This is a genomic window from Burkholderia sp. E168m23 (assembly GCF_016586125.1).
Lineage (GTDB): Bacteria > Pseudomonadota > Gammaproteobacteria > Burkholderiales > Burkholderiaceae > Burkholderia > Burkholderia orbicola.
This window is the reverse complement of record NZ_BCPP01001696.1, coordinates 1-563: the sequence shown is the minus strand read 5'-3', so window position 1 is coordinate 563 and position 563 is coordinate 1. Positions and strand designations below refer to the sequence as shown.

At 76.2% G+C, this 563-nt stretch carries 1 protein-coding gene; it reads left to right on the top strand.

The window, feature by feature from the left end; translation table 11 throughout:
• Positions 1-563, top strand: a 563-nt coding sequence (locus tag JMF90_RS39730; RefSeq protein ID WP_201326617.1) for an ATP-binding protein, incomplete at both ends; no start/stop codon positions are given.

The following is a 563-nucleotide window of genomic DNA, read 5'->3' as shown; positions in this document are numbered from 1 at the left end:
AAAGCCGCGAGCGCGTGCGTGCCGCGCTGCAGAACTGCGGGTTCGAATTCCCGGTGCGCCGCATCACCGTCAATCTCGCGCCGGCCGATCTGCCAAAGGAATCGGGCCGCTTCGATTTGCCGATCGCGCTCGGCATCCTCGCCGCGAACGGCCAGATCCCGGCCGACGCGCTGGCCGGCCGCGAATTCGCCGGTGAGCTGTCGCTGACGGGCGCACTGCGGCCGATGCGCGGCGCGTTCGCGATGGCGTGCGGCGCCGCGCGGGACCGGCGTGCGGAGGAATCCGGCGCGGGCCTCGCCGGCGGCCCGGGCCTGGATGCCGGCGAGACGCGCGCTTGCACCGTGACGTCGCGCTCGCCCGAGTTGTACCTGCCGCTCGACAGCGCCGCCGAGGCCGCGCTCGTGCCGGGCGTGACCGTATTCGGTGCACGCGACCTGCCCGCGCTGTGCGCGCACCTCGCCGATGCGCCGGACGGGCGGCTCGCGCCGGTCGCGGCGCCCTGCCTCGACGGCCTGCCGGCACCCGCCGCGCCCGACCTCGCGGACGTCGTCGGCCAGCGCGGC